This is a genomic window from Enterobacter sp. JBIWA008 (assembly GCF_019968765.1).
Lineage (GTDB): Bacteria > Pseudomonadota > Gammaproteobacteria > Enterobacterales > Enterobacteriaceae > Enterobacter.
On sequence record NZ_CP074149.1, the window covers coordinates 800,184 to 824,745 of the forward strand.

Below are 24,562 nucleotides of genomic sequence, written 5' to 3' on the forward strand. Positions count from 1 at the left end.
AGTCGATGGCGTTTAGAGAATGAATACACAACAACTGGCAAAACTGCGTTCAATCGTGCCCGAGATGCGTCGCGTCCGGCACATTCACTTTGTTGGCATCGGTGGTGCTGGCATGGGCGGTATTGCCGAAGTGTTAGCTAACGAAGGCTATCAGATCAGCGGGTCTGACCTGGCGCCAAACCCTGTTACGCAGCAGCTGGCGTCGCTTGGGGCGACTATCTATTTTAACCATCGTCCGGAAAACGTGCGCGATGCGAGCGTGGTGGTGGTCTCAAGCGCCATCTCTTCTGACAATCCGGAAATCGTTGCCGCGCACGAAGCGCGCATTCCGGTGATCCGCCGTGCAGAAATGCTGGCGGAACTGATGCGTTTCCGTCACGGCATCGCCATTGCCGGGACTCACGGTAAAACCACGACCACGGCGATGGTTTCCAGTATTTATGCGGAAGCGGGTCTCGACCCGACGTTCGTCAACGGCGGTCTGGTCAAAGCCGCGGGCGTACATGCGCGTCTGGGTCACAGCCGTTATCTGATTGCTGAAGCGGATGAGAGCGACGCGTCGTTCCTGCACCTGCAGCCGATGGTGGCGATTGTCACTAACATCGAAGCTGACCATATGGATACCTACCAGGGTGACTTCGAGAACTTAAAGCAGACCTTCATCAACTTCCTGCACAACCTGCCGTTCTATGGACGCGCGGTGATGTGCGTAGACGATCCGGTGATCCGCGAGCTACTGCCGCGCGTGGGTCGTCAAATCACCACTTACGGCTTCAGCGAAGACGCTGACGTTCGCGTGGAAGAGTACAAACAGATTGGTGCGCAGGGGCATTTCACGCTGGCGCGTCAGGACAAAGAACTGCTGCACGTCACGCTGAATGCGCCAGGGCGCCATAACGCCCTCAATGCCGCAGCGGCAGTGGCCGTCGCGACGGAAGAAGGCATTGATGATGACGCGATTCTGCGCGCGCTGGAAAGCTTCCAGGGCACCGGCCGTCGTTTCGACTTCCTTGGTCAATTCCCGCTGGATGCGGTAAACGGCAAAGCTGGCACAGCGATGCTGGTGGACGACTACGGCCACCATCCGACCGAAGTAGACGCCACCATTAAAGCCGCACGTGCAGGCTGGCCTGACAAAAATCTGGTTATGGTCTTCCAGCCGCACCGCTTCACGCGTACGCGCGATCTGTATGACGATTTCGCCAGCGTCCTGTCACAGGTTGACACCCTGTTAATGCTGGACGTGTACGCCGCAGGCGAGACGCCGATTCCGGGGGCAGACAGCCGTTCCCTGTGCCGTACCATCCGTGGACGCGGCAAAGTTGATCCTATTCTGGTTTCTGATCCTGCACAGGTGGCGGAAATTCTGGCTCCGGTCCTGACAGGTAACGATTTGATTCTGATTCAGGGCGCTGGAAATATCGGCAAAATCGCCCGTACCTTAGCTGAAATCAAACTGAAGCCGCAAACCCCGGAGGACGAGCATCATGGCTGATAAGATTGCTGTCCTGTCTGGCGGCACCTCCGCCGAGCGCGAGGTTTCCCTGAATTCCGGCGCGGCTGTACTGGCGGGCCTGCGTGAAGGTGGCGTCAATGCGCACCTGGTCGATCCAAAAGAGATCGACGTGACGCAATTAAAAGCTTTGGGCTTCGATAAAGTCTTTATCGCTTTGCATGGTCGCGGCGGTGAAGACGGCACCCTGCAGGGGCTTCTGGATTTAATCGGCATGCCGTATACCGGCAGCGGCGTGATGGCCTCCGCTATCTCTATGGATAAACTGCGCAGCAAGCTTCTGTGGCAGGGCGCGGGGTTACCTGTTGCGCCATGGGTAGCACTGACGCGTCGCGAATTTGAATTGGGCCTGCCGGATGGCGTTAATACACGCATTGCTGAACTGGGCTTACCGGTTATTGTAAAGCCCAGCCGGGAAGGCTCCAGCGTGGGAATGTCCAAAGTCGACAAAGCTGAAGATCTTTCGTCCGCTTTAGCACTGGCATTTCAACATGATGAAGAAGTTCTGATTGAAAAATGGCTCAGCGGGCCGGAATTTACCGTCGCGATGCTTGGCGAAGAAATTTTACCGTCAATCCGTATCCAACCGGCCGGAACCTTCTATGATTATGAGGCGAAGTATCTCTCTGATGAGACGCAATATTTCTGCCCTTGTGGTCTGGAAGCTGAGCGTGAAGCAGATTTACAGTCCCTGGTGCTTAAAGCCTGGCATGTTCTGGGTTGCCGCGGCTGGGGACGCATCGACGTGATGCAGGACAGTGATGGACAATTTTATCTGCTGGAAGCCAACACTTCTCCGGGAATGACCAGCCACAGCCTTGTGCCAATGGCCGCGCGTCAGGCGGGGATGAGTTTCTCGCAGTTAGTCGTACGCATTCTGGACCAGGCGGGCTGATATGTCGCAGGCTGCATTGAACACGCGCAACCGCGATGATGAGGACGAATACACCTCTTCACGCCGCAGTAATGGAACGCGTCTTGCAGGCATCATTTTCCTGCTCGGGGTGCTGTGCACCGTGTTTATCAGCGGCTGGATGGTCCTGGGCTGGATGGAAGATGCGCAGCGGTTGCCGCTTTCTAAGCTGGTTGTCACCGGTGAGCGTCATTACACGCGTAACGACGATATTCGTCAGTCAATACTGGCGCTGGGCTCGCCTGGCACCTTTATGACTCAGGATGTCAATATTATCCAGAGCCAGATAGAACGTCTGCCATGGATAAAACAGGCGAGCGTAAGAAAGCAATGGCCTGATGAATTGAAGATTCATCTGGTTGAATATGTGCCCATTGCGCGTTGGAATGATCAGCACATGGTTGACGCAGACGGAAATTCCTTCAGCGTCCCGGCCGATCGTGTCAACAAGCAAAATTTACCGATGTTATATGGCCCTGAAGGCAGCGAAAACGAAGTGTTACAGGGGTTTCGCGAAATGGGTCAGGTGCTGGCGAAGGACAGGTTTACGTTAAAAGATGCTGCAATGACGGCGCGCCGCTCCTGGCAGCTGACGTTAACGAACGGCATTAAGCTCAACCTGGGACGCGGGGACACAATGAAGCGTCTGGCACGTTTTGTCGAACTTTACCCGGTTTTACAGCAGCAGGCACAGACTGACGGCAAACGGATAAGCTACGTTGATTTGCGCTATGACTCAGGCGCAGCAGTCGGTTGGGTACCGGCTCCGGTCGAGGAACCTAATCAGCAACAGAATCAGGCACAGGTAAAGGCAGAACAACAATGATCAAGGCGACGGACAGAAAGCTGGTAGTTGGACTGGAGATTGGCACCGCGAAGGTTGCCGCTTTAGTAGGGGAAGTTCTGCCCGACGGTATGGTCAATATCATTGGCGTAGGCAGTTGCCCGTCCCGTGGTATGGATAAAGGTGGGGTAAACGATCTTGAATCGGTGGTGAAATGCGTTCAGCGCGCCATCGATCAGGCTGAATTGATGGCTGATTGCCAGATTTCTTCTGTCTATTTGGCCCTTTCTGGTAAGCACATCAGCTGCCAGAACGAAATCGGTATGGTGCCGATTTCCGAAGAAGAAGTGACGCAGGAAGACGTTGAAAACGTAGTGCACACGGCGAAATCCGTGCGTGTCCGCGACGAACATCGCGTGCTGCATGTGATCCCGCAGGAATATGCGATTGACTACCAGGAAGGGATCAAGAATCCGGTCGGTCTTTCTGGCGTACGTATGCAGGCAAAAGTGCACCTGATCACATGTCACAACGATATGGCGAAGAACATTGTAAAAGCCGTTGAACGTTGTGGCCTGAAAGTTGACCAACTTATTTTCGCCGGTCTGGCGGCAAGTTATTCCGTGCTGACCGAAGATGAACGTGAACTGGGTGTCTGTGTGGTCGATATTGGTGGTGGTACAATGGACATCGCCGTGTATACCGGCGGCGCGCTGCGACACACCAAAGTGATCCCTTATGCCGGGAACGTTGTGACCAGCGATATTGCTTACGCTTTTGGTACGCCGCCGAGCGATGCAGAAGCGATTAAAGTGCGCCACGGCTGTGCGCTGGGGTCTATCGTTGGCAAAGATGAGAGCGTTGAAGTGCCGAGCGTCGGTGGTCGTCCACCGCGTAGCCTGCAGCGCCAGACGTTGGCAGAGGTGATTGAGCCGCGCTATACCGAGCTGCTCAACCTGGTCAATGAAGAGATTTTACAGTTACAGGAACAGCTTCGCCAGCAGGGCGTTAAACATCATCTTGCGGCGGGGATTGTATTAACCGGCGGTGCAGCGCAAATTGAAGGTCTTGCGGCCTGTGCTCAGCGCGTGTTCCATACGCAGGTGCGTATTGGTGCGCCGCTGAATATCACCGGTTTAACGGATTATGCTCAGGAGCCGTATTATTCAACGGCTGTGGGCCTGCTCCACTACGGGAAGGAATCTCATCTCAGTGGTGAAGCGGAAGTGGAAAAACGCGTCTCAGTGGGGTCGTGGGTCAAACGACTGAACAACTGGTTGCGAAAAGAGTTTTAATTTTTTTAAGAGACCGGAGAGAATTAGCGGTCTCGGGCGACAGGCACAACGGAGAGAGAAATTATGTTTGAACCTATGGAACTGACCAACGACGCGGTGATTAAAGTCATCGGCGTCGGTGGCGGCGGCGGTAACGCCGTAGAGCATATGGTGCGTGAACGCATTGAAGGTGTTGAATTCTTCGCAGTTAACACCGATGCGCAGGCACTGCGTAAGACGGCTGTAGGCCAGACTATCCAGATCGGCGGTGGTATCACCAAAGGGCTGGGAGCAGGGGCTAACCCGGAAGTCGGTCGCAATGCGGCTGAAGAAGATCGTGAAGCTCTGCGCGCTGCACTGGAAGGTGCGGACATGGTCTTTATCGCAGCAGGTATGGGTGGCGGTACCGGTACCGGCGCAGCACCTGTTGTGGCTGAAGTGGCAAAAGATTTAGGTATCCTGACCGTTGCTGTCGTGACCAAGCCTTTCAACTTTGAAGGCAAGAAGCGTATGGCCTTCGCGGAGCAGGGTATCACCGAGCTGTCCAAGCATGTGGACTCGCTGATCACCATCCCGAACGACAAGCTGTTGAAAGTTCTGGGTCGCGGTATCTCCCTGCTGGACGCATTCGGTGCAGCAAACGACGTGCTGAAAGGCGCGGTTCAGGGTATCGCTGAACTGATTACCCGTCCTGGCCTGATGAACGTTGACTTTGCAGACGTTCGCACCGTGATGTCCGAAATGGGCTACGCGATGATGGGCTCTGGCGTGGCGAGCGGTGAAGACCGTGCAGAAGAAGCGGCCGAAATGGCGATCTCTTCTCCACTGCTGGAAGATATCGATCTGTCTGGTGCGCGCGGCGTGCTGGTCAACATTACCGCTGGCTTTGACCTGCGTCTGGATGAGTTCGAAACCGTGGGTAACACTATCCGTGCATTCGCCTCTGACAACGCTACCGTGGTAATCGGTACTTCCCTTGACCCGGAAATGAACGACGAGCTGCGTGTTACCGTTGTTGCGACCGGTATCGGTATGGACAAGCGCCCAGAAATCACCCTGGTGACTAACAAGCAGACTCAGCAACCGGTAATGGATCGTTACCAGCAGCACGGTATGTCTCCTCTGACTCAGGAGCAGAAACCGGCTGCGAAAGTGGTGAACGACCCAACGCCGCAAACTGCAAAAGAGCCAGATTATCTGGATATCCCGGCTTTCCTGCGTAAGCAAGCTGACTAAGAATTGGCTGGAATTAGGGGATTTGCGCTCTTTGTGCTAAACTGGCCCACCGTTAGTGATATACACTCTCGGTTGGATAGTTAATTTGGCGAGATTATACGATGATCAAACAAAGGACACTTAAACGTATCGTTCAGGCGACAGGTGTCGGTTTACATACCGGCAAGAAAGTCACGCTGACGTTACGCCCTGCGCCGGCCAATACCGGGGTCATCTATCGTCGCACCGACTTGAATCCACCGGTAGATTTTCCGGCCGATGCCAAATCTGTGCGTGATACTATGCTCTGTACTTGTCTGGTGAACGAGCATGACGTGCGGATTTCTACCGTAGAGCACCTGAACGCCGCCCTGGCGGGTCTGGGTATCGACAACATTATTGTTGAAGTCGATGCGCCAGAAATCCCGATTATGGATGGCAGTGCTGCACCGTTCGTCTATCTGTTGCTGGATGCTGGCATCGAAGAACTGAACTGCGCGAAGAAATTTGTTCACATCAAAGAGACCGTTCGCGTCGAAGATGGCGACAAGTGGGCTGAATTCAAACCGTACAATGGTTTCTCGTTGGACTTTACAATCGACTTTAACCATCCTGCGATTGATTCCAGCACCCAGCGCTATGCGATGAACTTCTCTGCTGATGCGTTTATGCGCCAGATCAGCCGAGCCCGTACATTTGGCTTCATGCGTGATATCGAATATCTGCAGTCCCGCGGCCTGTGCCTGGGCGGCAGCTTCGATTGTGCCATCGTTGTTGACGATTATCGCGTGCTGAACGAAGATGGCCTGCGTTTCGAAGATGAATTCGTTCGTCACAAAATGCTGGATGCTATCGGCGACCTGTTCATGTGTGGTCACAACATCATTGGTGCATTTACCGCGTTCAAATCCGGTCATGCGCTGAACAACAAACTGTTGCAGGCCGTCCTGGCAAAACAGGAAGCCTGGGAATATGTGACCTTCGAAGACGAAGCTGAACTGCCGCTGGCTTTCAAAGCACCAAGCATGGTTCTGGCGTAACGGTTCACGCCGTTTCGTAAAAAAATCGACTGGTTAACCTGGTACTCTCTCCGACCAGGAAGACCAGTCGTTTTTATTTTTACCCTTCTTCGTTTGCCCCAGCGTTATCTCTCGTTTGTCTTACGCAGAAAATGTGTGCGTTAGCTGCATTCTTGACCGTTTTTCCCCGCGGCGGCACCTCATTCCTGCTGATGTATATTGGCTTTAGTGGTACTATCTGGGCGCTAAAAAGAATAACTGAACTCAGCCTCTACAAGGCTGGCTTATTGGGTGGAGCAGGTGAGCGGAATACTGACGCGCTGGCGACAATTTGGCAGACGTTACTTCTGGCCGCATCTCTTATTAGGGATGGTCGCGGCGAGTTTCGGCTTGCCTGCGCTCAGCAACAGTGCCGAAGCGGCGACACCCGCGAAAACCTCCACTACCAAACACGATCTCAACTCGCGGGTTAATTTTACTAACCTTGCTTGGCTTGAAGCCAGTCGCCGCCCAAACTTCTCCGTCGATTACTGGCACCAGCACGCTATCCGCACGGTTATCCGCCATCTGTCCTTCGCGATGGCACCGCAGGCCATGCCTGTTGCGGAAGAGGCGTTGCCGGTGCAGGCTCAGCATCTTGCCCTGCTGGACACGCTCAACGCGCTGCTCACGCAGGATAGCCAGCCGCCGGTCATGGTTCGTCAGACAACGCAGCGTGCGTTTGTTTCACCGGCTTCATTCTCTGTTTCAACCTGGATTAGCCAGGCTCACGGCATTCGCGCCGGGCCGCAACGCCTCAGCTAAATTAACTTTTTCAATACCTTAATTTATCTGCCCACGATGGGGCGTTTGAGAATTTATTATGCTAATCAAATTGTTAACTAAAGTTTTTGGTAGTCGTAACGATCGTACCCTGCGCCGTATGCGTAAAGCAGTTGCCGTCATCAACGGTATGGAACCCGCGATGGAGAAGCTCTCTGATGACGAGCTGAAAGCGAAAACGGCGGAATTCCGTGCGCGTCTGGAAAAAGGTGAAACCTTAGAAAGCCTGATCCCGGAAGCGTTCGCCGTGGTGCGCGAAGCGAGCAAACGCGTGTTCGGCATGCGTCACTTCGACGTTCAGCTGCTGGGTGGTATGGTGCTTAACGAGCGCTGCATCGCGGAAATGCGTACCGGTGAAGGTAAAACCCTGACCGCAACGCTGCCGGCTTATCTGAACGCGCTGACCGGTAAAGGCGTTCACGTCGTTACCGTCAACGACTATCTGGCGCAGCGTGACGCCGAAAACAACCGTCCACTGTTCGAATTCCTCGGTATGATCGTCGGCATCAACATGTCCGGCCTGCCTGCGCCAGCCAAGCGCGAAGCGTACAATGCGGATATCACCTACGGTACCAACAACGAATACGGCTTCGACTACCTGCGTGACAACATGGCGTTCAGCCCTGAAGAGCGCGTCCAGCGTAAGCTGCACTACGCGCTGGTGGATGAGGTGGACTCTATCCTGATCGATGAAGCGCGTACCCCTCTGATCATCTCCGGCCCGGCTGAAGACAGCTCCGAGATGTACCGTAAAGTCGACAAAATCATTCCACACCTGCTGCGCCAGGAGAAAGAGGACTCGGATACCTTCCAGGGTGAAGGCCACTTCTCCGTAGATGAAAAAGCGCGCCAGGTGAACCTGACCGAACGCGGTCTGGTAAAAATTGAAGAACTGCTGGTTGCTGAAGGCATTATGGAAGAGGGGGAGTCTCTGTATTCCCCGAGCAACATCATGCTGATGCACCATGTGACCGCTGCGCTGCGCGCTCATGCGCTGTTTACCCGCGATGTTGACTACATTGTGAAAGACGGCGAAGTGATTATCGTCGATGAACACACTGGCCGTACCATGCAGGGACGTCGCTGGTCTGACGGTTTGCACCAGGCTGTGGAAGCCAAAGAAGGTGTGGATATTCAGAATGAAAACCAGACGCTGGCGTCTATCACCTTCCAGAACTACTTCCGTCTGTACGAGAAGCTGGCGGGTATGACCGGTACTGCTGATACAGAAGCGTTTGAATTCAGCTCCATCTACAAGCTGGATACCGTGGTCGTTCCAACTAACCGTCCGATGATCCGTAAGGATATGCCGGACCTGGTGTACATGACCGAAGCGGAAAAAATTCAGGCGATCATCGAAGATATTCGCGACCGTACTGCCAATGGCCAACCGGTTCTGGTGGGGACCATCTCCATCGAGAAATCCGAAGTGGTTTCTAACGAGCTGACGAAAGCGGGTATCAAACACAACGTTCTTAACGCAAAATTCCACGCCAAAGAAGCGGACATTGTTGCGCAGGCGGGTTATCCGGCTGCCGTGACCATCGCCACCAACATGGCGGGTCGTGGTACCGATATTATGCTGGGTGGTAGCTGGCAGGCTGAAGTGGCGGAGCTGGAAAACCCAACGCCAGAACAGATTGCACAGATCAAAGCCGACTGGCAGGTGCGTCATGATGCGGTTCTGGCTTCCGGCGGTCTGCACATCATCGGTACGGAGCGTCACGAATCGCGTCGTATTGATAACCAGCTGCGTGGTCGTGCGGGTCGTCAGGGGGATGCCGGTTCATCCCGCTTCTACCTGTCTATGGAAGATGCGCTGATGCGAATTTTCGCCTCCGACCGTGTATCCGGCATGATGCGTAAGCTGGGGATGAAACCTGGCGAAGCCATTGAGCACCCGTGGGTGACTAAAGCGATCGCTAACGCACAGCGTAAAGTGGAAAGCCGCAACTTTGATATTCGTAAGCAGCTGCTGGAATATGATGATGTGGCTAACGATCAGCGTCGTGCGATCTACACCCAGCGTAACGAACTGCTTGACGTGTCCGACGTAAGCGAAACCATCAACAGCATTCGTGAAGATGTGTTTAAAGCTACCATTGACGCGCATATTCCACCGCAGTCTCTGGAAGAGATGTGGGATATCGAAGGCCTGCAGGAACGTCTGAAAAACGACTTTGATCTCGATCTGCCAATCAAAGAGTGGCTGGATAAAGAGCCTGAGCTACACGAAGAGACCCTGCGTGAACGTATCTTTGAAACCGCGCTGGACGTCTACAAGCGTAAGGAAGAGGTTGTTGGCGCTGAGATGATGCGTCACTTCGAAAAAGGCGTGATGCTGCAGACGCTGGACTCCCTGTGGAAAGAGCACCTGGCGGCGATGGACTACCTGCGTCAGGGTATCCACCTGCGTGGCTATGCGCAGAAAGATCCGAAGCAGGAATACAAGCGTGAATCCTTCTCCATGTTTGCGTCTATGCTGGAGTCACTGAAGTATGAAGTGATCAGCACCCTGAGCAAGGTTCAGGTGCGTATGCCGGAAGAAGTGGAAGCGATGGAGCAGCAGCGTCGTGAAGAAGCCGAGCGTCTGGCACAAATGCAACAGTTGAGTCATCAGACCGACGACAGCGAAGCCGCAGCGGCGATTGCCGCACAGACCGGCGATCGTAAAGTGGGTCGCAACGATCCGTGCCCGTGTGGTTCCGGTAAAAAGTACAAGGCGTGCCACGGCCGTCTGAGCTAAGTTCATAAAAAAACAAAAAGGCGCAGATTTCTGCGCCTTTTTTATGGAAGTGACAATATGAAAATACTGCAAATTGCCGTCGGGATTATTCGCAACCCGCAAAACCAAATCTTCATCACCCAGCGCGCTGCCGACGCCCACATGGCGAACAAGTGGGAGTTTCCGGGCGGTAAAATCGAGTCAGGTGAAACGCCGGAAGAGGCGCTGATTCGGGAGCTTCAGGAAGAGGTGGGGATCACCCCGCTTGGCGCAACGCTGTTTGATAAGCTTGAATACCAGTTTCCGGACAGGCACATCACGCTGTGGTTCTGGCTGGTGGAAAACTGGGAAGGTGAACCCTGGGGAAAAGAGGGACAGCCGGGTAACTGGGTGGAACTTCAGGCAAGTGATGCCGAAAAATTCCCGCCAGCCAATGAGCCCGTGATCCTGCGGTTAGCCGAACAACCGTAGGCCTGCTAAGCGAAGCGCCAGCAGGCTTTACAGATTACTGCTGGGTTTCACTCCAGTCATCGCTGTCCGAGAGATCGCCTTCGCTTGGAATGCGTTTCTCTTCCGCGGCCCATTCGCCCAGGTCAATGAGCTGACAGCGCTTGCAGCAGAATGGGCGGAACGGACTTACTTCGCCCCAGACAACGGTTTTGCCACAGGTTGGGCAGCTTACGGTGGTGACATCAGACATCGGCACTCCTTAACAACAGGCCAGTTCAAAATCGAGACGTTCCGGCACGGTGCCATTTTCACTGTCCAGCGGCATAAAGCGAATCGCAAAGCGGCTTTTATGCCCTGAAATCTGTGGGTAAAGCTGTTCACCGAGTGACAGATTGAGACGCAGAAGGTCGGCATCATCACCGTTATCCTGGAAGAAACCATTCAGGCTGGTTTGCTTGCGGAACGGCGCAGAGTTACGGATCAGATCGAGGATCAGCGATAGCGTCTGGTGCATTGGCTCCAGGCTTGCCAGCCAGCTGTTCACCTGTGCGTCACGCTGCGCCTGTGGCATATGTAGCCACATATGCAGCGTCGGCAGGTCGAAGCTGCAGCAGCCGCCAGGAATGCTAAGACGCTGGCGCACCAGGCCAATCAGGCGATCTTCACGCAAAAACTGCCCGACGCGCGGCGCCGCCATCAGGACGGCGCTACTGCTTTTCAACTGCTGGCGGAGCGCGTCGATACGGCTCTGATCTACGCCGGGGACTTCTGTCCATGCCTGCAATTTACGCTGCTGGCGCTCCAGCTCTTTGAGTAATTCTGTGCGGACATCGCCGCGTTCAATCACATCCAGCAGATCGCCTACGTTGCGGAAGAAGTGCAAAGCCGTGGCATGATCGTTAACAGGCAGGTGTTGTGAAAGTTGTTGAATAAGGAATTCGATGCGCAGCCAGGTGCGCATTTTTTCGTTGAGCGGATGCTCAAAAAGGATGTGTGTCGACATTATGGTTTTTCCTGTGCAACGGCCTGCGCGGCGAACGTCAGATACTGCTCGTGCAGACGGGCAACATCCGATGCAATGGCATCTGGTGCGCCGTTATTATCAATAACATCATCCGCCACGGCAAGGCGCTGAGCGCGCGTAGTCTGAGCGGCAAGAATTTTTTCAGCATGCTCCCGCGAGACGCGATCGCGCGCCATGGTTCTCTGGATTTGCGTTTCGGGTGCGACATCAATCACCAGCACCCGATCGGCTTTCTTCTGCAGCTTATTTTCAACCAGTAGCGGAACCACCCACAGGACATAGGGCGAGCGGGCTGCGGCTATCTGACGTTGAGTTTCCTGGTGGATGATGGGGTGGAGAAGGGCATTAAGCCAGGCTTTTTCCGCAGAATCAGAAAAAATGCATTCGCGAAGCTGACGGCGATTCAGTGTGCCATCGGCACTGATGATTGCCTGACCAAAATGTTCTGCAATGGCCTTTAGCGCGGGTGTATTGGGCTCTACCACCTGGCGGGCAATGATATCGGCATCAATAATCGTGATACCCAAACGAGAGAACGCGTCCGCAACGGTACTTTTGCCACTACCGATGCCGCCGGTTAATGCGACGATATACCCCATTAAATCAAATCCTGGGAATTATTCATTATAAAAATCAGTTGATTGAAACTCTTAGGTGCGCCGGCAACTGTTTGGCCCTGTTTACCTGCTTATTACCAGGTAAATTTATAGGATTGTAGCGTAAAAAAAGAGAATTTCGCAGTCTTGCGGAGCAGGTATTAGTGCGTATGATAACGTCACTGGAGTTGTGCTTTTAACATATTTGCCTCTAACCCCAGGAATCCGCACATGCGTATCGAAGAAGATCTGAAGTTAGGTTTCAAAGACGTTCTTATCCGCCCTAAACGCTCTACACTGAAAAGTCGCTCAGACGTTGAACTCGAACGTCAATTCACCTTTAAGCATTCCGGTCAGACCTGGTCTGGCGTGCCGATCATCGCTGCCAACATGGATACTGTGGGAACCTTTGAGATGGCAACCGCCCTGGCACAGTTCGACATTCTCACCGCAGTGCACAAACATTACAGCCCTGAAGAGTGGAATGCGTTTGTTGCGTCCGCGTCTGCTGACGTGGTGAAGCATGTGATGGTTTCTACCGGGACCTCCGATGCGGATTTCGAGAAGACCAAACAGATCCTGAACGCTAACCCGGCGCTCAATTTCGTTTGTATTGACGTGGCGAACGGTTACTCCGAGCACTTCGTGCAGTTCGTCAGCAAGGCGCGTGAAGCCTGGCCGACGAAAACCATCATCGCGGGCAACGTGGTGACCGGTGAAATGTGTGAAGAGCTGATCCTTTCCGGTGCAGATATCGTGAAAGTGGGTATTGGTCCCGGCTCCGTGTGCACGACACGCGTCAAAACCGGCGTCGGTTATCCGCAGCTTTCCGCAGTCATTGAATGCGCCGATGCGGCGCACGGTCTGGGCGGTCAGATCATCAGCGACGGCGGTTGTACCATGCCGGGCGATGTTGCGAAAGCCTTCGGTGGTGGCGCGGACTTCGTAATGCTCGGCGGTATGCTGGCAGGCCACGAAGAGAGCGGTGGTACCGTTGTTGAAGAGAACGGCGAGAAATTTATGCTGTTCTACGGCATGAGTTCTGAATCCGCGATGACCCGTCACGTCGGTGGCGTGGCAAAATACCGTGCGGCGGAAGGTAAAACCGTGAAGCTGCCTCTGCGCGGTCCGGTTGAATACACGGCGCGCGATATCCTCGGCGGCCTGCGCTCGGCCTGCACCTACGTTGGGGCATCCCGCCTGAAAGAGCTGACGAAACGTACGACGTTTATTCGCGTTCAGGAACAGGAAAACCGCGTATTCAATAGCCTGTAATGGCTTCTGCTGGCGCATGCCCGTGCGCCAGCACTGTTCAACACTAGCCCGCGCTCATCGCATCCCCCAGATGGAAAATCGGCAGGTACATTGCCACTACCAGCGTCCCGATGATGACCCCTGTCACAATCAAAAGCACTGGCTCCAGAAGTGCCGCCAGATTATCTGCCCGTTGAAAGGTCTGTTCCGTGTGATGCCGGGCGAGGTTTGCCAGCATGATGTCCAGCGCACCTGACATTTCGCCGGTTCGTAAAAGCTGAATACACAGCGGGGTAAAGATGGCCGCTTTCTGAAAGGATGACCAGACGGGGAGACCTTTTTCAATATCCTCCCGAATGCTGCAGATTATTCCCCGCCAGTAACGACTTTCAACGGTCTCCTCTGCGCTCTCCATGCCCTGCAAAAAGGGGATACCCGCCTGCTGCGTGAGTGACAGCACGGTAAAGATGTGTCCAAGTTTTTGTCCCTTTGCCAGCGCGCCCATCACGGGCGTATGCATCAGCATGCGCTGCCAGCGAGGATTCTGCCGCAGAGCCCAGGCGGCGGCTAAGGGCGCTAATAACGCGACGAACAACGCGGGGGCATTGGACTGGATAAATGCGGCCATCCCCATGACCATTTGTGTCAGCATCGGGAGTGGCGTGTTAAACGTTTTGTAGATCGCGGCAAACTCGGGCAAGACCAGAATGACCATCGCCAGTACAACGAGTACGGCCAGCATCAGGACGATCGCCGGATAGCGCAACGCCTTTTTCACCTTCTCTCTGAGCTGCTGCTGCGCTTTTTGCTGCTGGGCGAGCTGGCGGCAGCACTCCTCCAGTTTCCCTGTGAGTTCACCGGTTTTCACCATTGAGACATGCAGTGGGCCAAACACCGCTGGCCACTTTTTTAGCGACTCAGAAAAGGGGGAACCCTCACTGAGCTCATCGGCAATGCTTTGCAGCAGCGCCTGCCATGGCTTCAACGGATGTTGCTCTGCCAGCATCTGCAGGCTGTGGGACAATGTCAGCCCCGCCTGCAAAAGCGTTGCAAGCTGGCGAAACATCTCGTAGCAGTGCTGTGGGCGCCAGCGGTGTCGCTGAGCGCATCGGGTCAGCGACAGAGGATGGAGATCGCTACGCATCAGCCTGGTGAAGGCGGCATCGCGGTCTGTGGCCCAGAGAGTCCCGCTTCGGGGTTCTCCTTCTTGGGTGAGCGCTCGCCAGCGCCAGAGCTGATTAGCAGCCATCCGGCATTCCCAGCACGCGCACCAGCTCTTCGATCGTGGTCAGCCCTCGTTCGACGGCCATGCAGCCGTGCTCAAAAAGAGAAATCATCCCCGCCTGCCGGGCACTCGCCTCTATCACTTCGATTCCCGCCCCGCTGGCAATAGCCTGACGCAGGGCGTTGTCGATCGCCAGTACTTCAAAAATGGCCACGCGGCCATAAAAACCGTGATAACACCGCTCGCAGCCGCTGGGCTGCCAGCGTGGAAGCGGTCTGGACCACACGGCGCCTGGTAATTCAACACGCTCGCTGGCTTCCCGGCGACAATGCGGGCACAAACGCCGGACCAGTCGCTGGGCAATCACCATCGACAGCGCGGAAGATATCATCCAGCGCGCGACGCCCATCTGCTCAAGGCGAATCAGGGTTTCTGTCGTCGAGTTGGTGTGCAGCGTTGAAAGCACCAGATGACCGGTCTGGGCGGCATTAATGGCAATTTCTGCCGTTTCACCGTCACGTATTTCGCCGACCATAATGATGTCGGGATCCTGACGTAGCAGCGCCCTCAACACGCTCTGGAATGTTAAACCCGCCCGGGGATTAATCTGCGTCTGGTTTAATCCCGCAAGGGGGATCTCTATGGGATCCTCCACGCTACAAATGTTGACGTCAGGGGTGTTACGCGCCTGCAGCGCGCTGTATAGCGTCACGGTTTTGCCGCTGCCGGTAGGGCCGGTGACCAGAATCAGTCCCTGCGGATGGTGGAGTACCTCATTGAAACAGGCCAATTGTTCTGCACTCATACCAAGCGCTTCCGGCTCAAGAGCCTGCTGCACCTGATGCAGCAGGCGCAGCACAATTTTCTCGCCACCGCTGCAGGGAAGCGTAGCGATCCGAAACGAGACCGGCTCGTTTGCCAGCTCAATCGTAAACTGACCGTCCTGAGGTAAACGACGTTCTGCAATATCCAGGTTACCCAGCACTTTTAAACGTGCGCTGAACAGGCTTGCCAGCGAGGCGGAAAGCGGAGGCTGGGGGCAAAGAACCCCGTCGATGCGTAAACGGATCTGGCATGCGTGCTCCATCGGTTCGATATGAATGTCGGAGGCGCGTTGGTTAATTGCCTGCTGCAGCGTGTGGTTTAGGATATCCACCGTCGAGTGTGTTTGCGAAACAACGGGCAGATGCGATTGTGACGTAAGCTGCCGGTGTTTTTCCATACGCTCAGCGCTCCAGCACTCAATATCAATCCGTTTCTGGGTCGCGAAGCGCAGCGCTTCCATGAGTTCAGCCGCGGGGCTGCCCACGACGGCGATGCTGACCCTGTCACTGTCGCTGGTGAGCAGCAGAGCGTGATGGCGATGACAAAGCGCCACGAGTTGATCGGTATTCATTATCCGCTCCTCAGTTATTGTTGAAGCGGAAAACGTCTTCGCAGGCCTGTTTCAGCGCGCTGTCAGCACTGATGTTGCAGTCGCGCGTCCAGCCCGTCATTCCGTTGCCGTCGTTCCACCGTGGCGTCATAGTTACCGTCAGCCCGTTAAGACTCTCCTGCCCAGTTAAGGTCACGGTCCCTTTTGCCACGCTCATTCCTGAAACGTAGCGTGTCATGGTGGGGGAAGGAATACCGTTACTACCGGCATCGCAGCTCTCTACGCCACCGTGATCCAGTGCGCAAAGCTCAATGGCCGTGCGGTAGGGAACGAAGGTTTGCAGCATATCGGTCAGCGCCGCCTTGCGCAGGTAGTTCTGATAGGCGGGAACGCCGATGGCGCTCAGAATCGCAATAATGCCAATGACCACCATCAGCTCAATGAGTGTGAATCCTTGTTGTCTGTCCATATCTGCTCCTTATGCAAAGTGGCGCTACTTTGTCAGCGGGAAAGAGTAGAAACGAGAGGCAAAAAAGGGAACGGGAAGGGGTCTTCAGAAAATTTATTCAGTGTTGCAGGGAAGAACAGCGGATCTGCGAGCGGGGCTGAAATTCCCCTCTCCGGCTGGAGAGGGGAGAATGCGTTATTTGAAGCGCATCGAGAGGTCGAGGGCACGAACGTGTTTGGTCAGCGCGCCGACGGAGATGTAATCCACGCCGGTTTCGGCGAATTCACGGATAGTTTCGAAAGTGACGTTCCCGGACACTTCGAGCTGGGCCCGACCGTTGGTCAGTTTTACCGCCTCGCGCATCTGCTCTGTTTCGAAGTTATCGAGCATGATGATATCGGCCCCGGCCTTAATCGCCTGCTCCAGCTCTTCCAGGCTTTCGACTTCTACCTCAACAGGCACATCCGGATGCAGCCAGAAGGCTTTCTCCACCGCCTGACGCACAGAGCCAGAAGCAATAATATGGTTCTCTTTAATCAGGAAGGCGTCGGATAAGCCCAAGCGGTGGTTTGCGCCACCGCCGCAGAGCACCGCGTACTTCAGCGCGGTGCGCAGGCCCGGCAGCGTTTTGCGGGTATCCAGCAGTTGGGTGTGGGTGCCGGCCAGCAGGTCAACGTAGCGACGCACTTCACTGGCCACACCTGAGAGGGTTTGTACAAAATTGAGCGCGGTACGTTCGCCGGTCAGCAAGACGCGGGAAGGACCGTCCAGTTCGAACAGCGGCTGGTTGGCCGTAACTGCATCGCCGTCTTCAACGTGCCAGGTCACCTGCACATCATCGCCCGCCAGCTGGGTAAAGACCTCTTCAACCCAACGCTTGCCGCAAAAAACGCCATCTTCACGGGTGATAATTACCGCGTGTGAGCGAGTCTCTTTTGGCAATAATTGTGCGGTAATATCCTTTTCAGCGTTAACGTCACCGCCCAGATCTTCTTTCAGAGCATGGGAGACGCTTGCCGGAATATCCATATTAATACGTTCCAGAAGCGCTTCACGTCGGTGGTCGGGGTTGTAGCGGCGAGGCGGCATGATAAAACTCCAAATTGGTAACGAATCATAATATTGAAACATGCTACTCTGAACCGAGTCATTGCACCATACAGAAGGAGTTCCAGCATGTTGTTAGAAAACGGATGGCTGGTGGATGCGCGGCATGTGCCCTCGCCGCACCACGACTGCCGCCCGGAGGATGAAAAGCCCACACTGCTGGTGGTTCATAATATTAGTCTCCCGCCTGGGGAATTTGGCGGCCCGTGGATCGATGCGTTATTCACGGGAACGATAGATCCCGATGCCCATCCTTTCTTCGCTGAGATTGCGCATCTGCGCGTGTCGGCTCACTGTCTGATTCGTCGCGATGGTGAAGTGGTTCAGTATGTTCCCTTTGATAAACGCGCCTGGCATGCTGGCGTGTCGATGTATCACGGGCGCGAACGGTGCAACGATTTTTCTATCGGGATTGAACTGGAAGGCACGGATACTACGCCCTACACCGATTCACAGTATCAACAGCTAGCGGCAGTGACCCGCACGCTTATCGGACTCTACCCGGCTATCGCTGACAATATCACGGGACACAGTGATATTGCCCCGGAGAGAAAAACCGATCCCGGCCCGGCCTTTGACTGGCCCCGGTTTCGCGCCATGCTCACCGCGTCGTCAGAATAAGGAGATACCATGACGTTGTTTACCATGCTGCTGGTTATCATCGCTGAACGCCTGTTCAAGCTCGGCGAACACTGGCATCTGGATCACCGGCTGGAGGTGTTATTCCGCCGTATCAAACATTTTTCCATGCTGCGCACGCTGCTGATGATGGCAGGGGTAATGGTCATTACGTTCCTGCTCCTGCGCTCACTGTACGGACTCTTTTTCAACGTGCCGCTGCTGGTGGTGTGGATCCTGCTCGGCGTGCTGTGCATTGGCGCGGGCAAGGTGCGTTTGCACTATCACGCATACCTGAAGGCCGCCTCCCGCGATGATGCCCACGCGCGCGGTGCCATGGCGAGCGAGCTGACGATGATCCACGGCGTGCCGCCGGACTGCGACGAGCGCGAATTCCTGCGCGAGCTGCAAAACGCGCTGCTGTGGATTAACTTCCGTTACTATCTTGCGCCGCTGTTCTGGTTTGTAGTGGGCGGCCCGCTGGGGCCGGTACTGCTGATGGGATATGCGTTCCTGCGCGCCTGGCAGACCTGGCTTGCCCGCTATCTGACGCCGCACGAACGTTTGCTGTCCGGCATCGATGCCATCCTGCACGTGCTCGACTGGCTTCCGGTGCGTCTGGTGGGCGTGGTGTACGCGTTAATTGGTCACGGTGAAAAAGCGCTGCCCGCATGGTTCGCCTCGCTTGCCGACCGCCATACGTCGCAGTACCAGGTGCTAACGCGTCTGGCGCAGTTCTCGCTGGCACGTGAGCCGCACACCGACAAGATTGAAACGCCGAAAGCCGCTGTCTCCATGGCGAAGAAAACGTCGTTTGTGGTGGTGGTTATCGTGGCGCTGCTGACTATTTACGGCACGCTGGTGTAGGCCAGCGCGCCGCAAAGACTACAGCGTATCCGCGGGCGGGATGCCAAAATCAGGCATCCCGTTTTCATTCCAGCGGACGAGCTTCAGGCGGGTATGACGATTCGGATCGTACAGCGGGTCGCCCTCAATTTCGGTGTAATTACGCGCGTGATACACCAGCACATCTTCCCCTTCCTGCGTTTGCGTAAAGCTGTTGTGGCCTGGGCCGTACTGACGATTTTCGTAGCTGGTAACGAACGCCGGACGCGGGGATTTGTGCCAGTTTGCCGGGTTTTGCGGATCGGCATTCAGGTCTATCCACAGTAGCCCCATGCAGTAATTCTCATCTGTGGCGCTGGCGGAATAGCTGATAAACAGCTTATCGCCGTGAATCAGTACCGCCGGGCCTTCGTTGACCCAAAACCCGCGACGCTCCCAGTCATACTCCGGCTTGCTGAGCATCACCGGCTCGCCTTTCAGCGTCCAGGGGTTCTCCATTTCGCACAGATAAAGATTGGAGTTTCCGGTGATATCCGGCGCTTTTTGCGCCCACAGATACCAGCGTTTCCCCTGGTGCACAAAAGTGGTGGCGTCCAGGGCGAAAGTATCGAACGGGGTTTTTATTTGCCCTTGTTCCACCCACGTGCCGGTGAGCGGATCGCCGTCAGCACATTCAATAGCAAACATGCGGTGCTGGAACATCCCGAGCTCGTCGAGCGCCTGGGTGTGCGTCGCGGCAAAGTAGATGTACCACTTCCCGTCAATGTGGTGCAGTTCCGGTGCCCAAATCAGCTGACTCATCGGGCCGGTCTCGGGCTTGCGCCAGACCACCACTTCTTCGGCATGACGTAATCCTTCCAGCGACGCTGCGCGGCGGATCGCAAGCCTGTCGTACTGCGGCACGGAGGCGATAAAATAGTACTGCCCCTCGTGGAGTAAAATGTACGGATCGGCGCGTTGTTCAATAAACGGGTTTGGCCAGGTTTGCATTCGGCTTTCCTTATTTTGTCTCAGCGGCTTTGAGTTCCTGTAAATCATTCAGCTCGCGGTAGTTAGCGCGACGCTTCTCCAGGTCTTCCTGAATGCGTTTCATCGTTTCACGGTCAACCTTCAGCAGACGCACCACGCCAGCGGTAATTAAGTATCCAACGCCGGGAATGACGGTAAAGAGCAGCACAATGCCGTTAATGGCGTCCGCGCTCTGCGCTTTTGCACCTGCGTCATAACCGTACCAGGAGAGCAGGAAGCCGACCATCGTCCCGGCAATTGCCAGACCCAGCTTCAGGAAGAAGATATTGCCGGAGAAGCTGATCCCGGTGATGCGTTTCCCGGTTTTCCACTCGCCATAGTCGTCCACATCCGCCATTAGCGACCAGTGCAGCGGAGACGGGATCTGGTGCAGGATGTTCAGCAGGACGTAGAGCACCACGATGGTGACGGTGGCTTTCGGGTCGAAGAAATAAAAGGCGGTTGAGAAAATCGCCAGCACGATATTGGTCCAGAAGAAGACCTTTAGCTTACACCAGCGGTCGGTCAGCACTTTTGCCAGCACGCTGCCAAGCATCATGCCGACCACGCCCAGGCTGATAAACAGGGTCGCGAAGTGGGTGCTCTGGCCCATCACCCAGGTGACGTAATACATGGTGGCCGCCATGCGGATAAACCCCGGGCAGACGTTGCACAGGGTCAGGAGCAGAATGCGTACCCACTGGTCGTTCTTCCAAACGTCTTTGAGATCGTTTTTCAGCTCGTCGTTGGTCTGTACCGCCGGACGCACGCGCTCGCGCACGGTGGCGAAGCAGAACAGGAACATGCAGGTTCCAATCAGCGCCAGGACAGTCATCGCCATCTGATAGCCTTTGGCTTTGTTATCCCCGCCAAACCAGTCGGCCATCGGCAGCAGCGTTAATGAGAGCAGCAGCGTGGCGATGCCGACCAGCACGAAGCGATACGACTGGCAGGCCACGCGTTCTTTTGGATCGTTGGTGATCACTCCGCCCAGCGAGCAGTAGGGAATGTTGATGGCCGTATAGGTTAAAGAGAGCAGGAAATAGGTGACAAACGCATAGATAACTTTGCTGTTATAGCCCCACTCCGGCGTGGTGAACATCAGAATGCTGAACAGCGCGTAGGGGAAGGCGATCCACAGCAGCCATGGACGAAACCTGCCATATTTGCTGCGGGTACGGTCAGCAATCGCGCCCATTATCGGGTCCGTTACGGCGTCAATAACGCGGACGGAGAGCAGCAGCACCCCGACCAGCGCAGGGGCCAGGCCAAAAATATCCGTATAAAAATAGTTAACAAACAACATGATGGCGCCAAAGATAATGTTGCATCCGGCGTCGCCCATCCCATAGCCGATCTTTTCTTTTACTGACAGTGTGTTGTTATCCATCGACAGCTCTCCGGTTTACGGTATGGAGAGAAGTATTCGCTGGCGAAGGAATATATGCGTTGCAGTATCAGGGCGGTGATATGGATAAATACGCTGTGGGGGCGAAAGTGTGAGGAAGGTAACAACGCGCGGCACCCGCAAAAGCAGGTGCCGCGGAGAGAGGCTTAGTGAGCCTTCATGGCATTACGGCTTTTCTGACTGAAGAGATAGCCCACGCCAAGAATCGCAATCCAGACCGGGATCAGGTAGACGGAAATCGCCATACCCGGCGTGATCAGCATGATCACCAGCACGGCTGCCATAAATACCAGGCACACCCAGTTGCCCAGCGGGTAAAGCAGGGCAGGGAAGCGCGTGGTGACGCCCTGCTGCTGCTTGGCACGGCGGAACTTCATGTGCGCCAGGCTGATCATCGCCCAGTTGATGACCAGGGCAGAGACCACCAGCGCCATCAGCAGGCCAAACGCCGATTCCGGAGCCATGTAGTTAATGAGCACGCACAGCGCGGTCACCACCGCCGAAACCAGAATCGTGTTTACCGGCACGCCGCGTTTATCGACGTTGAGCAGCGCTTTTGGCGCGTTACCCTGCTGGGCCAGGCCGAACAGCATGCGGCTGTTGCAGTATACGCAGCTGTTATAAACCGAGAGCGCTGCGGTCAATACCACGATGTTCAGGGCGTTAGCGACAAAGGTGTCGCCCAGCTCGTGGAAGATCAGCACAAACGGGCTGGTGTCAGCGGTCACGCGCGTCCACGGCAGCAGGGAGAGCAGCACGGTCAGCGAGCCCACGTAGAAGATCAGAATACGGTAGATAACCTGATTGGTGGCTTTTGGAATGCTCTGCTCCGGGTTGTCAGCTTCAGCGGCAGTGATCCCTACCAGCTCCAGGCCGCCGAAGGAGAACATAATGATGGCCATCATCATCACCAGACCGGTCATGCCGTGAGGCAGGAAGCCGCCCTGTTCCCAGAGGTTACGCACGGTTGCCTGCGGGCCGCCGTTGCCGCTGAACAGCAGCCAGCCGCCGAAGATGATCATCGCCACTACGGCAATCACCTTAATAATGGCAAACCAGAACTCCATTTCACCGAACACTTTTACGTTGGTCAGGTTAATGGCGTTAATAATGACGAAGAAAGCCGCTGCGGAGGCCCAGGTTGGGATTTCGGGATACCAGAACTGAATATATTTCCCGACGGCGGTAAGCTCAGCCATGGCAACAAGAACGTACAGCACCCAGTAGTTCCAGCCCGAGGCGAAACCGGCAAAGCTGCCCCAGTATTTATAGGCAAAGTGGCTGAAGGAGCCTGCGACCGGCTCTTCAACGACCATTTCACCCAGCTGTCGCATAATCAGAAAGGCAATAAAACCGGCAATCGCGTAACCCAAAATAATGCCGGGACCGGCTGACTGGATAACGGATGCGCTGCCCAGAAACAGGCCGGTACCAATCGCACCGCCCAGTGCGATGAGCTGAATATGGCGGTTTTTAAGACCGCGCTTTAGCTGATCGCCGTGCTGTTGAGCTTCCATTTGAAACCTCGTGTGTGGTTGTTATGTTCACGCTGAGCGTGTGTAATTATGAAAATCCATATTCTGTATTTATTTCTTTACGGTTAACGAGACCGAAAAAAGCGGGCATGACTTCCGTAAGCGCAAGAATAGTGGTAAGCGCCTGCGAATGCACCTGCTTTATGAAGGGGTGATGACGACTTGAATAAAAAGAAAGCATTTGTAAATCGGCCCGCTCATTCTTCCTAACCCAACCTATAGAATAGAAATGCGCCGTAAGTGGGCGAATTTTCATTATTTGCCTTGTTGAATCGCTTCAGATTGCAAAAGCCCTCGTTTCATTATGGTTAAAACTCCCTCTTTGGGAGTAATCAACTCATTTGTGCAAAGTTACATTTCTGAAACGTTATTTCTGTAAGGTTGTTAAAATGTGCAAGGTTTACTGATTTCAATCAAAACCAATATGGACAGAAGGTGAATACTTTGTTACTTTAGCGATACGAAATAGAAATTGGTAAGACCAATTGACTCCGGGCAAAAAGGCGTAAGACAGGGAATATGGCCTACAGCAAAATTCGCCAACCAAAACTATCTGATGTGATTGAGCAGCAGCTGGAGTTTTTAATCCTCGAAGGGACTCTGCGCCCGGGTGAGAAACTTCCGCCAGAACGCGAGCTGGCAAAACAGTTCGACGTTTCACGTCCCTCTCTGCGTGAGGCGATTCAACGTCTCGAAGCAAAGGGCTTGCTGCTTCGTCGCCAGGGCGGCGGAACCTTTGTGCAAAACAGCCTGTGGCAGAGCTTCAGCGATCCGCTGGTAGAACTTCTCTCTGACCACCCAGAATCCCAGTTTGACCTGCTTGAGACCCGTCACGCGCTTGAAGGTATTGCGGCCTATTACGCCGCCCTTCGCAGCACTGATGAAGATCGCGTGCGTATCCGCGAACTGCATCAGGCCATTGAACGGGCACAGCAGTCCGGCGATTTAGACGCCGAGTCCAGCGCCGTCGTCCAGTATCAAATCGCCGTCACCGAAGCGGCTCACAACGTGGTGCTCCTCCATCTGCTACGCTGCATGGAGCCCATGCTGGCCCAGAACGTTCGTCAGAATTTTGAATTGTTGTATGCCCGTCGGGACATGCTCCCACTGGTAAGCAACCATCGCACCCGAGTATTCGAGGCGATAATGGCCGGGGAACCGGAGCAGGCGCGCGAAGCGTCGCACCGACATCTGGCTTTCATTGAGGAAATCTTGCTGGACCGCAGCCGTGAACAATCGCGTCGCGAACGTTCATTACGCCGCATACAGCAACGAAAGGATTAAGCGCCAGGTACTTTTAGAGCGCGGCAACTAAACGCAGAACCTGTCTTATTGTGTTCTTGCCCAAGAGCACAATGGGACAGGTTCCAGACAAATCAACGTATTAGATAGATAAGGAATAC

Annotated in this window: 24 protein-coding genes; 13 read left to right on the forward strand and 11 right to left on the reverse strand. The window is 54.9% G+C overall.

Annotation, left to right across the window (positions count from 1 at the left end):
* Window positions 1–19 precede the first annotated feature (19 nt).
* From murC to mutT, 9 genes are all read left to right on the forward strand, one after another.
* On the forward strand, window positions 20–1,495 hold the full coding sequence (gene murC / locus KGP24_RS03825) for a UDP-N-acetylmuramate--L-alanine ligase (protein WP_223562423.1): 1,476 nt from the start codon (window positions 20–22) through the stop codon (window positions 1,493–1,495).
* Entirely contained in the window at window positions 1,488–2,408 is a 921-nt protein-coding gene (locus tag KGP24_RS03830; RefSeq protein ID WP_223562424.1) for a D-alanine--D-alanine ligase, read from the forward strand. The genes murC and KGP24_RS03830 overlap by 8 nt, the downstream gene beginning before the upstream one ends.
* A gap of 1 nt (window position 2,409) precedes the next feature.
* The gene (gene ftsQ, locus KGP24_RS03835) at window positions 2,410–3,252 is read left to right on the forward strand and encodes a cell division protein FtsQ (RefSeq protein ID WP_223562425.1); all 843 of its coding nucleotides are present in this window, start codon (window positions 2,410–2,412) and stop codon (window positions 3,250–3,252) included.
* A complete protein-coding gene (ftsA, locus tag KGP24_RS03840; protein WP_023334508.1) occupies window positions 3,249–4,505 on the forward strand; it encodes a cell division protein FtsA in 1,257 nt (418 codons plus the stop codon). Before ftsQ ends, ftsA begins: the two co-directional genes overlap by 4 nt.
* 63 nt (window positions 4,506–4,568) lie before the next feature.
* Entirely contained in the window at window positions 4,569–5,720 is a 1,152-nt protein-coding gene (gene ftsZ, locus KGP24_RS03845; protein ID WP_008501978.1) for a cell division protein FtsZ, read from the forward strand.
* A gap of 101 nt (window positions 5,721–5,821) precedes the next feature.
* Window positions 5,822–6,739 (forward strand): UDP-3-O-acyl-N-acetylglucosamine deacetylase, encoded by a 918-nt coding sequence (gene lpxC / locus KGP24_RS03850; RefSeq protein WP_223562426.1) that lies wholly within the window; start codon window positions 5,822–5,824, stop codon window positions 6,737–6,739.
* 279 nt (window positions 6,740–7,018) lie between these two features.
* Window positions 7,019–7,522, forward strand: a complete 504-nt coding sequence (secM, locus tag KGP24_RS03855; RefSeq protein ID WP_223562427.1) for a secA translation cis-regulator SecM — start codon at window positions 7,019–7,021, stop codon at window positions 7,520–7,522.
* A gap of 58 nt (window positions 7,523–7,580) precedes the next feature.
* Complete coding sequence (secA, locus tag KGP24_RS03860; RefSeq protein ID WP_223562428.1) at window positions 7,581–10,286, forward strand: preprotein translocase subunit SecA; 2,706 nt, start codon at window positions 7,581–7,583, stop codon at window positions 10,284–10,286.
* A gap of 57 nt (window positions 10,287–10,343) precedes the next feature.
* Window positions 10,344–10,736, forward strand: a complete 393-nt coding sequence (gene mutT / locus KGP24_RS03865) for an 8-oxo-dGTP diphosphatase MutT (protein WP_223562429.1) — start codon at window positions 10,344–10,346, stop codon at window positions 10,734–10,736.
* A gap of 34 nt (window positions 10,737–10,770) precedes the next feature.
* On the opposite strand, the gene yacG is transcribed toward mutT, so the two are convergent.
* Genes yacG through coaE form a run of 3 tightly spaced genes read right to left on the reverse strand, consistent with a single transcriptional unit; the run spans window position 10,771 to window position 12,338 of the window.
* Complete coding sequence (gene yacG / locus KGP24_RS03870) at window positions 10,771–10,965, reverse strand: DNA gyrase inhibitor YacG (RefSeq protein WP_023310404.1); 195 nt, start codon at window positions 10,963–10,965, stop codon at window positions 10,771–10,773.
* A gap of 9 nt (window positions 10,966–10,974) precedes the next feature.
* Window positions 10,975–11,718: a cell division protein ZapD gene (gene zapD, locus KGP24_RS03875; protein WP_023310405.1), complete on the reverse strand. Its 744-nt coding sequence runs from the start codon at window positions 11,716–11,718 to the stop codon at window positions 10,975–10,977.
* Window positions 11,718–12,338 carry a dephospho-CoA kinase gene (coaE, locus tag KGP24_RS03880; protein ID WP_223562430.1) on the reverse strand — a complete coding sequence of 207 codons (621 nt, stop codon included), beginning with the start codon at window positions 12,336–12,338 and terminating at the stop codon, window positions 11,718–11,720. Before coaE ends, zapD begins: the two co-directional genes overlap by 1 nt.
* Window positions 12,339–12,566: 228 nt before the next feature.
* Here coaE and KGP24_RS03885 point away from each other — a divergent pair, with 228 nt between their 5' ends.
* Complete coding sequence (locus tag KGP24_RS03885; protein WP_023310407.1) at window positions 12,567–13,610, forward strand: GMP reductase; 1,044 nt, start codon at window positions 12,567–12,569, stop codon at window positions 13,608–13,610.
* A gap of 43 nt (window positions 13,611–13,653) precedes the next feature.
* Here KGP24_RS03885 and hofC read toward each other — a convergent pair whose 3' ends face one another.
* The 4 genes from hofC to nadC form a co-directional block, all read right to left on the reverse strand.
* Complete coding sequence (gene hofC, locus KGP24_RS03890; protein WP_223562431.1) at window positions 13,654–14,838, reverse strand: protein transport protein HofC; 1,185 nt, start codon at window positions 14,836–14,838, stop codon at window positions 13,654–13,656.
* Entirely contained in the window at window positions 14,828–16,210 is a 1,383-nt protein-coding gene (gspE, locus tag KGP24_RS03895; RefSeq protein WP_223562432.1) for a type II secretion system protein GspE, read from the reverse strand. The genes hofC and gspE overlap by 11 nt, the downstream gene beginning before the upstream one ends.
* Before the next feature lie 10 nt (window positions 16,211–16,220).
* Complete coding sequence (gene ppdD, locus KGP24_RS03900) at window positions 16,221–16,658, reverse strand: prepilin peptidase-dependent pilin (protein WP_223562433.1); 438 nt, start codon at window positions 16,656–16,658, stop codon at window positions 16,221–16,223.
* A 174-nt stretch (window positions 16,659–16,832) separates the two neighbouring features.
* Window positions 16,833–17,726 (reverse strand): carboxylating nicotinate-nucleotide diphosphorylase, encoded by an 894-nt coding sequence (gene nadC / locus KGP24_RS03905; RefSeq protein ID WP_223562434.1) that lies wholly within the window; start codon window positions 17,724–17,726, stop codon window positions 16,833–16,835.
* Window positions 17,727–17,813: 87 nt separating this feature from the next.
* On the opposite strand from nadC, the gene ampD reads away from it, so the two are divergent.
* A complete protein-coding gene (gene ampD / locus KGP24_RS03910) occupies window positions 17,814–18,365 on the forward strand; it encodes a 1,6-anhydro-N-acetylmuramyl-L-alanine amidase AmpD (RefSeq protein ID WP_024907473.1) in 552 nt (183 codons plus the stop codon).
* A gap of 9 nt (window positions 18,366–18,374) precedes the next feature.
* A complete protein-coding gene (gene ampE, locus KGP24_RS03915) occupies window positions 18,375–19,229 on the forward strand; it encodes a beta-lactamase regulator AmpE (protein WP_194400735.1) in 855 nt (284 codons plus the stop codon).
* Between the two features lie 18 nt (window positions 19,230–19,247).
* Here ampE and KGP24_RS03920 read toward each other — a convergent pair whose 3' ends face one another.
* From KGP24_RS03920 to KGP24_RS03935, 4 genes are all read right to left on the reverse strand, one after another.
* The gene (locus tag KGP24_RS03920) at window positions 19,248–20,198 is read right to left on the reverse strand and encodes a family 43 glycosylhydrolase (RefSeq protein ID WP_223562435.1); all 951 of its coding nucleotides are present in this window, start codon (window positions 20,196–20,198) and stop codon (window positions 19,248–19,250) included.
* Window positions 20,199–20,208: 10 nt separating this feature from the next.
* Window positions 20,209–21,606, reverse strand: a complete 1,398-nt coding sequence (locus KGP24_RS03925; protein WP_223562436.1) for an MFS transporter — start codon at window positions 21,604–21,606, stop codon at window positions 20,209–20,211.
* Between the two features lie 164 nt (window positions 21,607–21,770).
* A complete protein-coding gene (gene aroP, locus KGP24_RS03930; protein ID WP_223562437.1) occupies window positions 21,771–23,141 on the reverse strand; it encodes an aromatic amino acid transporter AroP in 1,371 nt (456 codons plus the stop codon).
* Between the two features lie 46 nt (window positions 23,142–23,187).
* Complete coding sequence (locus tag KGP24_RS03935; protein WP_223562438.1) at window positions 23,188–23,415, reverse strand: hypothetical protein; 228 nt, start codon at window positions 23,413–23,415, stop codon at window positions 23,188–23,190.
* Between the two features lie 263 nt (window positions 23,416–23,678).
* On the opposite strand from KGP24_RS03935, the gene pdhR reads away from it, so the two are divergent.
* Window positions 23,679–24,443, forward strand: coding sequence for a pyruvate dehydrogenase complex transcriptional repressor PdhR (gene pdhR, locus KGP24_RS03940; protein WP_008501960.1), 765 nt, complete (start codon window positions 23,679–23,681; stop codon window positions 24,441–24,443).
* Window positions 24,444–24,562 lie beyond the last annotated feature (119 nt).

Excerpts from the sequence above, each read along its gene's own strand:
- ampE (WP_194400735.1), top strand. The coding sequence starts at position 18,375 with ATGACGTTGTTTACCATGCTGCTGGTTATCATCGCTGAACGCCTGTTC.
- ftsQ (WP_223562425.1), top strand. The coding sequence starts at position 2,410 with ATGTCGCAGGCTGCATTGAACACGCGCAACCGCGATGATGAGGACGAA.
- ampD (WP_024907473.1), top strand. The coding sequence starts at position 17,814 with ATGTTGTTAGAAAACGGATGGCTGGTGGATGCGCGGCATGTGCCCTCG.
- secA (WP_223562428.1), top strand. The coding sequence starts at position 7,581 with ATGCTAATCAAATTGTTAACTAAAGTTTTTGGTAGTCGTAACGATCGT.
- gspE (WP_223562432.1), bottom strand. The coding sequence starts at position 16,210 with ATGAATACCGATCAACTCGTGGCGCTTTGTCATCGCCATCACGCTCTG.
- pdhR (WP_008501960.1), top strand. The coding sequence starts at position 23,679 with ATGGCCTACAGCAAAATTCGCCAACCAAAACTATCTGATGTGATTGAG.
- KGP24_RS03925 (WP_223562436.1), bottom strand. The coding sequence starts at position 21,606 with ATGGATAACAACACACTGTCAGTAAAAGAAAAGATCGGCTATGGGATG.
- coaE (WP_223562430.1), bottom strand. The coding sequence starts at position 12,338 with ATGGGGTATATCGTCGCATTAACCGGCGGCATCGGTAGTGGCAAAAGT.
- KGP24_RS03920 (WP_223562435.1), bottom strand. The coding sequence starts at position 20,198 with ATGCAAACCTGGCCAAACCCGTTTATTGAACAACGCGCCGATCCGTAC.
- ftsA (WP_023334508.1), top strand. The coding sequence starts at position 3,249 with ATGATCAAGGCGACGGACAGAAAGCTGGTAGTTGGACTGGAGATTGGC.
- ftsZ (WP_008501978.1), top strand. The coding sequence starts at position 4,569 with ATGTTTGAACCTATGGAACTGACCAACGACGCGGTGATTAAAGTCATC.
- KGP24_RS03935 (WP_223562438.1), bottom strand. The coding sequence starts at position 23,415 with ATGAAAATTCGCCCACTTACGGCGCATTTCTATTCTATAGGTTGGGTT.
- zapD (WP_023310405.1), bottom strand. The coding sequence starts at position 11,718 with ATGTCGACACACATCCTTTTTGAGCATCCGCTCAACGAAAAAATGCGC.
- KGP24_RS03885 (WP_023310407.1), top strand. The coding sequence starts at position 12,567 with ATGCGTATCGAAGAAGATCTGAAGTTAGGTTTCAAAGACGTTCTTATC.
- KGP24_RS03830 (WP_223562424.1), top strand. The coding sequence starts at position 1,488 with ATGGCTGATAAGATTGCTGTCCTGTCTGGCGGCACCTCCGCCGAGCGC.
- mutT (WP_223562429.1), top strand. The coding sequence starts at position 10,344 with ATGAAAATACTGCAAATTGCCGTCGGGATTATTCGCAACCCGCAAAAC.
- nadC (WP_223562434.1), bottom strand. The coding sequence starts at position 17,726 with ATGCCGCCTCGCCGCTACAACCCCGACCACCGACGTGAAGCGCTTCTG.
- murC (WP_223562423.1), top strand. The coding sequence starts at position 20 with ATGAATACACAACAACTGGCAAAACTGCGTTCAATCGTGCCCGAGATG.
- aroP (WP_223562437.1), bottom strand. The coding sequence starts at position 23,141 with ATGGAAGCTCAACAGCACGGCGATCAGCTAAAGCGCGGTCTTAAAAAC.
- hofC (WP_223562431.1), bottom strand. The coding sequence starts at position 14,838 with ATGGCTGCTAATCAGCTCTGGCGCTGGCGAGCGCTCACCCAAGAAGGA.
- lpxC (WP_223562426.1), top strand. The coding sequence starts at position 5,822 with ATGATCAAACAAAGGACACTTAAACGTATCGTTCAGGCGACAGGTGTC.
- yacG (WP_023310404.1), bottom strand. The coding sequence starts at position 10,965 with ATGTCTGATGTCACCACCGTAAGCTGCCCAACCTGTGGCAAAACCGTT.
- ppdD (WP_223562433.1), bottom strand. The coding sequence starts at position 16,658 with ATGGACAGACAACAAGGATTCACACTCATTGAGCTGATGGTGGTCATT.